Genomic DNA, 7,135 nt, shown 5'->3' with positions numbered 1-7,135 from the left:
CTGGCGAGGTGCCGAGTGGTGGGGCATGAGCCTTTTGGTTACTTTTGGGCTCTTTTCAAAAGTGACCCGCCGTAAGGGCGGAACCCATGTCAGCCGTGACCCAAACAACGGATATGCACTCAGCGCCCCCCCGACAACCACAGCACTCAACCCGTAAAAAAAGATATGTAGATACCTATGGCTATCGCAGGCAACCCAGCTCCCACTGTTTGAGCCGGTTTCTACAGCGAGGTCGGCGTGACCCCGCGCACTACCAAATCACTGATAAACCCCAGCCAATCCTGCTGCGGCCCTTTAGCCGACAGGTCTTCACCGAGGAAGGAACTGAGGGTGTGGCGATTGGAGTTATAGAAGTAGCACAGCGAGGCGATCATCAAGTACACGTGCTTGAGGTCGATGTTCTGACGGAACACGCCTTGGGCCTGGCCGGCTTCTATGATCGGCCGCAATACGCCGACGGCTTCTCCCGACAGCCGGCGCATCTCGCCGGACTGCTGGGCATGCTTGCCCTGGTGCAGATTCTCGATGCTCAGGATCGCCACGAACTCGGGGTGTTTGACGTAGTAATTCCAGATAAACGCCACCAAGTCGCGCAGCGCCTGCACCGGCGCATCCAGGTTCAGCTTGAGTTTGCTTTCGGCTTTATTGAACTGCTCGTAGATGTGCTCCAGCACGCAGACAAACAGGTGTTCCTTGCTGCCGAAATAGTAATAAAGCATACGGTCGTTGGAGTCGGCCGCCTTGGAGATGGTATCGACGCGCCCACCGGAATAGCCGTCGCGGGTGAACACCTGGACCGCCGCCTGCAGAATGCGCGCACGTGTCTGGTCGGCCTGTTGGGCGCGAATACCGGTCTTCTTGATCACCATTAAAAAGCGCCTTACCGACAGTCAAGGCGCGAAATATAGCATGGGCATTTTTGCGGCCGTTCTGTGACCGACAAGTTCTGTAATAAAAACGCCATTGCGCTGGGGATTGGAATCCAGTCGGGCTATTTTGGTGCGTCTTAATAACTAGAGTAGCCATGGATGAAATACCAACCCTTCAGCCGTACCCTGATTGCCACCGCACTGGTGTTGACCGTCAGCGGTGTGCAAGCCGCTTCCCAGGCCCCGGTGGCCGGTGAAAATGGCATGGTGGTCACGGCCCAGCATTTGGCAACTCACGTGGGCGTCGATGTGCTCAAGGCCGGCGGTAACGCGGTCGATGCGGCTGTGGCCGTGGGCTACGCCCTGGCTGTGGTCTACCCGGCGGCGGGCAACCTGGGCGGCGGCGGCTTCATGACCGTGCAACTGGCGGATGGGCGCAAGACTTTCCTCGACTTCCGCGAAAAAGCCCCGCTGGCGGCGACGGCCGACATGTACCTGGACAAAGACGGCAAGGTCATCGACGGCCTGAGCGCCAAGGGCCATTTGGCGGTCGGCGTACCCGGCACGGTGTCCGGTATGGAAACGGCGCTGAGCCAATACGGCACCCTCAAGCGCGCCCAGGTGATTGCCCCGGCGATCAAGCTGGCGGAAAACGGTTTCGAACTGGAGCAGGGTGATATCGACCTGCTGCACACCGCCACCGGCGAGTTCGAAAAAGATCAGGACCTGCGCGCAATCTTCCTGCACAACGGCCAGCCGATGCAGGTCGGCCAGAAGCTGGTGCAGAAAGACCTGGCCAAGACCCTCAAGGAAATCTCCGCCAAGGGCGCCGACGGTTTCTATAAAGGCTGGGTCGCCAAGGCGTTGGTGGATTCCAGCCAGGCCGACAAAGGCATCATCACCCAGGCTGACCTCGACAAGTACAAGACCCGTGAACTGGCGCCCATCGAGTGCGACTACCGAGGCTACCACGTGGTCTCGGCACCGCCGCCGAGCTCGGGTGGCGTGGTGATCTGCCAGATCATGAACATCCTTGAAGGCTACCCGATGGCCGACCTCGGCTATCACTCGGCCCAAGGCCTGCACTACCAGATCGAAGCGATGCGCCACGCCTACGTGGACCGTAACAGCTACCTGGGCGACCCGGACTTCGTGAAGAACCCGGTCGCTCATTTGCTGGACAAGGACTACGCCGCCAAGCTGCGCGCAGCCATCGAGCCGCAGAAAGCCGGGGATTCCCAGGCGATCAAGCCGGGTGTGTCGCCCCATGAAGGCAACAACACCACGCATTACTCCATCGTCGACAAGTGGGGCAACGCCGTATCGGTGACCTACACCCTGAACGACTGGTTTGGTGCCGGCGTCATGGCGAGCAAGACCGGGGTGATCCTCAACGATGAAATGGATGACTTCACCGTCAAGGTCGGCGTACCGAACATGTACGGGCTGGTCCAGGGTGAGGCCAATGCCATCGCTCCGGGCAAGGCGCCTTTGTCGTCGATGAGCCCGACCATCGTGACCAAAGACGGCAAGGCCGTGATGGTGGTGGGTACGCCAGGAGGCAGCCGGATTATCACGGCGACCTTGCTGACCATCCTGAATGTCATCGACTACAAGATGAACATCCAGGAGGCCGTCGACGCCCCGCGTTTCCACCAGCAGTGGATGCCTGAGACCACCAACCTCGAGGCCTTCGCCGTCAGCCCGGACACCCAGAAGATCCTGGAAAGCTGGGGCCACAAGTTTGCCGGTCCACAGGACGCCAACCACTTGGCCGCGATCCTGGTGGGCGCACCGTCACTGGGTGGCAAGCCGGTAGGCAACAACCGTTTCTACGGGGCTAACGACCCGCGTCGCAACACCGGCCTGTCTTTGGGCTACTAAACGCCGTCAACTACTGCAGGAGCGAGCCAGCTTGCTCCTGCAGTAGTTGTTCGACTGCGGCGAAGGCCTGGTCGCGGCGTGCCTGCCAACCCCCACGAATCACTACCACGGGCTGCCGGTGCTGTTGCAGCCAGTCCAGGCTGCCCTGGAAAAACGCCCGGCGGTCTGCCAGTTCCGGTTGGCAACGCTGGCCGTCGGCGGTCCATTCCACATCCTCGGGCGAAAGCAGAAGGTGCAGGTCGTAATGCCGCGCCAGCAACTCGCTGTCGAGCCACGCCGGGCAGTCGCCGAACAGCGTCTGGCTCCACAGCGTATTGGTCAGCAGGTGCGTGTCGAGGATCAGCAGCCCGGGTTGCTCGGCGCGCGCGGCGTCCTCCCAGGCCAGTTGGCCCCGGGCGATGGCGGGGATATCCGCCAGGGTGGTGTCACGCTGATAGTGGTCGATGAAGTACCGCACGTATTCACCGACCATCAGCCCGCCGAAGTGTGCATGCAGTTCAGCCGCCAGCCAGCTTTTGCCGCTGGATTCAGGACCGGCCAGTACCACAACTTTCATGCGTGCAACGCCGGGTCGGCGCGCCATTCACGCCAGCCTTGCACGGCAATCACGGTGAACAGCGCGTAAAGCGCGGCCGTCAGGTACAGGCCTTTATAGAGGAACAGCCCGACGAAGATCACGTCCACCGCAATCCACAGCGGCCAGCATTGCACGCGTTTTTGCGCCATCCACATTTGTGCCACCAGGCTGAAGCCGGTGAGGGCGGCGTCAAGCCAGGGTTGGGCGGCATCGGTCCAGTGGGCCATGGCGGCGCCGAGCAGCAGGCTGAAGACTGCGCCGACGGCCAGGCTGGTCATGATCGAAGGCCAGCCGAGGCTGCTGACCTGGCGGCCTTGCTTGACGTCACCGGCGCGGGTCCATTGCCACCAGCCGTAGAGTTGCAGGGCGGCGTAGACCACCTGCAGCAGCATGTCGGAATAGAGTTTCACGTCGAAGAACACCCAGGTGTAAAGCAGCACCATCACCAGCCCGATGGGCCAGCACCAGGGGTTCTGTTTGACCGTCAACCAGACAGCGATCACCCCCAGGGCGGCGGCGAACAGTTCAAGCCCGGACATGGCGGTTCCTTGGGGAGGTGGGAGAGGGCGGGGATTGTAACTTCAAAATGTCGAAGGACCAATGTGGGAGGGGCGAGCCGCCTCCCACCTGTTGAACGGTGCTAGACCTTGAATTGGCGCAGCAGCCCATTGAGCTGTTCACTCAACTCGCGCAGATGTGCGCTCGCCACGCTGGATTGTTCCGCCGCCAGCGCTGTGCTGTGAGACAAACCGGCTGCCTGGGTGACGTTCTGGTTGATGTCTTCCACCACATGCGCCTGTTGCAAGGTCGCGCTGGCAATCGAGGCGTTCAAGCCATTGAGGTTATGTAACGCCTGGCCGATGGCAGTCAGGCTGGCACCGGCCTGGCCGGCTTGCGCGATGGTGAGTTGCGAGGCGCTATGGCTGTCGCTGATCACCTTGACGGCCGCTTCCGAGTGACCTTGCAGGCGCTCGATCATCGCCTGGATCTCTGCGGTGGATTTTTGCGTGCGCTGGGCCAACAGCCGCACTTCATCGGCCACCACGGCAAACCCACGGCCTTGCTCACCGGCGCGTGCGGCTTCGATGGCGGCGTTGAGGGCCAACAGGTTGGTCTGGTCGGCGATGGAGCGAATCACTTCGAGCACGCCGCCGATCTGCGTGCTTTCACTGGACAGCGTGCGAATCACCTCCACGGCCTGGCTGATGGTGCCGGAGAGCTGGTCGATCTGCTGCAAGCTGCCGTCGATATTCACTTGGCCCTGCTGCGCCTGGGCCTGGGCATCACGCATTTCGCTGGCGGCGTGCTCGGCGTTTTTCGCCACGTCCTGCACGCCGTACGTCACTTCATTGATCGCCGTCGCCACCAGCTCCATCTGTTGCGATTGTTGCTGGCTGCGGTCATGGGCCTGCTGGGCGTTGGTGCCCAACTCCGTGGAGGACTGCCCCAGGGCGTTGGCGCACACCTGCAGCTGGCTGACCACCTGGCGCAACTTTGCCGTAAAGCTGTTGAAGTGCTGCGAAAGCTGGGTGACTTCATCGCGCCCGTGGGTGTCGAGACTGCGGGTCAGGTCGCTTTCGCCACTGGCAATATTGGCCATCGCGTTCACGGCCGTCTGCAACGGCTGCACGATACTGCGGGCAATCAACGTGACCAGCACCGCCATCATCAGTGCAATGACCAGGCCGATCAGCGAGGTTTTCCACACCTGGCCTTTGAACTCGGCCTGCACATCATCCACGTAGACGCCGGAGCCGATAATCCAGCCCCAGGGTTCGAACAGCTGGATATAGGAGGTCTTTTCCACCGGCGCTTCAGCACCCGGTTTCGGCCAGCGGTAGTTAACGATGCCGGCGCCCTTGGCCTTGGCCAGGCTCACGAACTCGTTGAACACCGCAAAACCGTCCGGGTCGCGGATCGCCGAGAGGTTCTGGCCATCCAGCTTGGGGTTGGCCGCGTGCATGATCATCACGGGCGTCAGGTCGTTGATCCAGAAATAATCGTCGTGGTCGTAGCGCAGGCCGCGCACCGCGCTCAGGGCCTGCTTTTGCGCCGCTTCGCGGGTCAATACGCCGGTTTTCTCGAGGTTCTGGTAATAAGCCAATACACCGCTGGCCGTCTGCACCACGTGTTGTGTCTGCTGGCTTTTGGCTTGGTAGAGGTCACCATGGATCTGTTTGAGCATCAGCAACCCGAGGGTCAGCAGCATCAACACGGCGACTATCAGGATCAGCCAAAGACGGCGGCTGATCGACATGCTGCGCAAACTGTTCATCGTCCTGTCACTCCGTGCTTTTTATAATAATGGGCGCTGCATCGACATTTCCGGCTTGTCTGATAGGCTTTCGGCCTGTAATCGAAAAACCTGAGTACTCCCTGATTTTTCACGAAATTTTTGCGGCCCGATGTTGAAAATCCACACCGGGCCTTGAGTGTGCTCGTCGTCAGTGAACTATTAAAAAGACAGACAAGGCATGCCGCCGCGCATGACCTTTGGGGGAAATATGGACTTTTGGACCGCCATACAGGCATTGATTCTTGGCGTTGTGGAGGGGCTGACTGAGTTCCTGCCGATTTCCAGCACCGGGCACCAGATCATCGTTGCCGACTTGATCGGCTTCGGCGGCGAACGTTTTGAAGCGTTCAACATCATCATCCAGTTGGGCGCGATCCTGGCTGTGGTGTGGGAGTTTCGGCGCAAGATCCTCGACGTGGTGATCGGCTTGCCGACCCAGCGCAACGCGCAGCGCTTCACCGTCAACCTGATCATCGCGGTACTGCCGGCCGTGGTCTTGGGGGTGATTTTTGCCGACCTGATCAAGCACTACCTGTTCAACCCGATCACCGTGGCCACCGCCCTGGTGGTGGGTGGCGTGATCATGTTGTGGGCCGAGCGCCGCCAACATGCGGTCCACGCTGAAACAGTGGACGAAATCACCTGGAAAGACGCACTCAAAGTCGGCGTTGCTCAATGCCTGGCGATGATTCCGGGCACCTCGCGCTCCGGCGCCACCATCATTGGCGGCTTGCTGTTCGGTCTGTCGCGCAAAACCGCTACCGAATTCTCGTTCTTCCTGGCCATGCCAACCATGGTCGGTGCGGCGGTGTACTCGGGCTACAAGTACCGTCATCTGTTCCAGCCCGATGATTTGCCGGTGTTTGCCATCGGTTTTGTCACTTCATTCATCTTCGCGATGATTGCGGTCAAGGCCTTGCTCAAGTTTATTGCCAGCCACAGCTATGCGGCCTTTGCCTGGTATCGGATCGCGTTCGGCCTGGTGATCCTGGCGACCTGGCAGTTTGGCTGGATCGACTGGACGGCGGTCAAGCCATGAACATTCAGCACCCGCGCCTGAAGGCGCTGATCTTTGTGTTGTTGTGCGCCGCGCCGCTGATTGGGGCGGCGTTGGTGTGGTATCGCGGCGAGACGGTGATTCCGCTGGCGGCCTACGGCGTCGTCAGTGTGGTGGCGTTTTTTCTGTACTGGGGTGACAAGCGCAAGGCGCAATCGGAGGGCCCGCGCGTTCGGGAAAATATCCTGCACGCCGTGGAGCTCGCGGGCGGATGGCCGGGGGCGCTGATTGCCCAGCAGGTGTTTCGCCACAAAACGCGCAAGGTGTCTTACCAGGTGCTGTTCTGGGTGATTGTGTTGCTGCACGAGGTGTTCTGGCTCGATCAGCTATTCCTGGGCGGCACGTTGCTGGCGGTTTTATAGGGTAGAGGCGCTTGGGATATACCCTACAAGCCTGCGGGAAGCGCCTCACTCAATCGACCATATGAATGGGCGATACACCGGCGTTATGCT

The 7,135-nt window shown here is 60.5% G+C and carries 7 protein-coding genes; 3 read left to right on the top strand and 4 right to left on the bottom strand.

From position 1 onward, the window contains the following. Positions 1–221 precede the first annotated feature (221 nt). Positions 222–869: a TetR/AcrR family transcriptional regulator gene (locus tag ACI77D_RS27300; RefSeq protein WP_407017883.1), complete on the bottom strand. Its 648-nt coding sequence runs from the start codon at positions 867–869 to the stop codon at positions 222–224. Positions 870–1,028: 159 nt separating this feature from the next. On the opposite strand from ACI77D_RS27300, the gene ggt reads away from it, so the two are divergent. Next, entirely contained in the window at positions 1,029–2,753 is a 1,725-nt protein-coding gene (gene ggt, locus ACI77D_RS27295) for a gamma-glutamyltransferase (RefSeq protein ID WP_407017882.1), read from the top strand. A 10-nt stretch (positions 2,754–2,763) separates the two neighbouring features. Here ggt and ACI77D_RS27290 read toward each other — a convergent pair whose 3' ends face one another. The 3 genes from ACI77D_RS27290 to ACI77D_RS27280 form a co-directional block, all read right to left on the bottom strand. Further along, positions 2,764–3,309 carry an AAA family ATPase gene (locus ACI77D_RS27290; RefSeq protein WP_221296081.1) on the bottom strand — a complete coding sequence of 182 codons (546 nt, stop codon included), beginning with the start codon at positions 3,307–3,309 and terminating at the stop codon, positions 2,764–2,766. After that, entirely contained in the window at positions 3,306–3,869 is a 564-nt protein-coding gene (gene pnuC / locus ACI77D_RS27285) for a nicotinamide riboside transporter PnuC (RefSeq protein WP_064452266.1), read from the bottom strand. Before pnuC ends, ACI77D_RS27290 begins: the two co-directional genes overlap by 4 nt. A gap of 101 nt (positions 3,870–3,970) precedes the next feature. Then, entirely contained in the window at positions 3,971–5,605 is a 1,635-nt protein-coding gene (locus ACI77D_RS27280) for a methyl-accepting chemotaxis protein (RefSeq protein ID WP_064452267.1), read from the bottom strand. A 229-nt stretch (positions 5,606–5,834) separates the two neighbouring features. On the opposite strand from ACI77D_RS27280, the gene ACI77D_RS27275 reads away from it, so the two are divergent. Both ACI77D_RS27275 and ACI77D_RS27270 read left to right on the top strand, forming a co-directional pair. Continuing rightward, positions 5,835–6,665, top strand: a complete 831-nt coding sequence (locus tag ACI77D_RS27275; protein WP_064454929.1) for an undecaprenyl-diphosphate phosphatase — start codon at positions 5,835–5,837, stop codon at positions 6,663–6,665. Continuing rightward, positions 6,662–7,045, top strand: a complete 384-nt coding sequence (locus ACI77D_RS27270) for a DUF1294 domain-containing protein (protein ID WP_221294641.1) — start codon at positions 6,662–6,664, stop codon at positions 7,043–7,045. Before ACI77D_RS27275 ends, ACI77D_RS27270 begins: the two co-directional genes overlap by 4 nt. Positions 7,046–7,135 lie beyond the last annotated feature (90 nt).

The sequence above is a fragment of the Pseudomonas sp. O39 genome (assembly GCF_045447295.1).
In the GTDB taxonomy this organism is placed as follows: Bacteria; Pseudomonadota; Gammaproteobacteria; order Pseudomonadales; family Pseudomonadaceae; genus Aquipseudomonas; species Aquipseudomonas antarctica_A.
Note: the sequence above shows the minus strand (reverse complement) of the source record. Positions and strands in the feature narration are given on the sequence as shown.

Bases quoted from the DNA above. Each gene is read 5' to 3' on its own strand.
- ACI77D_RS27275 (WP_064454929.1), top strand. From the start codon at position 5,835: ATGGACTTTTGGACCGCCATACAGGCATTGATTCTTGGCGTTGTGGAG.
- pnuC (WP_064452266.1), bottom strand. From the start codon at position 3,869: ATGTCCGGGCTTGAACTGTTCGCCGCCGCCCTGGGGGTGATCGCTGTC.
- ACI77D_RS27290 (WP_221296081.1), bottom strand. From the start codon at position 3,309: ATGAAAGTTGTGGTACTGGCCGGTCCTGAATCCAGCGGCAAAAGCTGG.
- ACI77D_RS27280 (WP_064452267.1), bottom strand. From the start codon at position 5,605: ATGAACAGTTTGCGCAGCATGTCGATCAGCCGCCGTCTTTGGCTGATC.
- ggt (WP_407017882.1), top strand. From the start codon at position 1,029: ATGAAATACCAACCCTTCAGCCGTACCCTGATTGCCACCGCACTGGTG.
- ACI77D_RS27300 (WP_407017883.1), bottom strand. From the start codon at position 869: ATGGTGATCAAGAAGACCGGTATTCGCGCCCAACAGGCCGACCAGACA.
- ACI77D_RS27270 (WP_221294641.1), top strand. From the start codon at position 6,662: ATGAACATTCAGCACCCGCGCCTGAAGGCGCTGATCTTTGTGTTGTTG.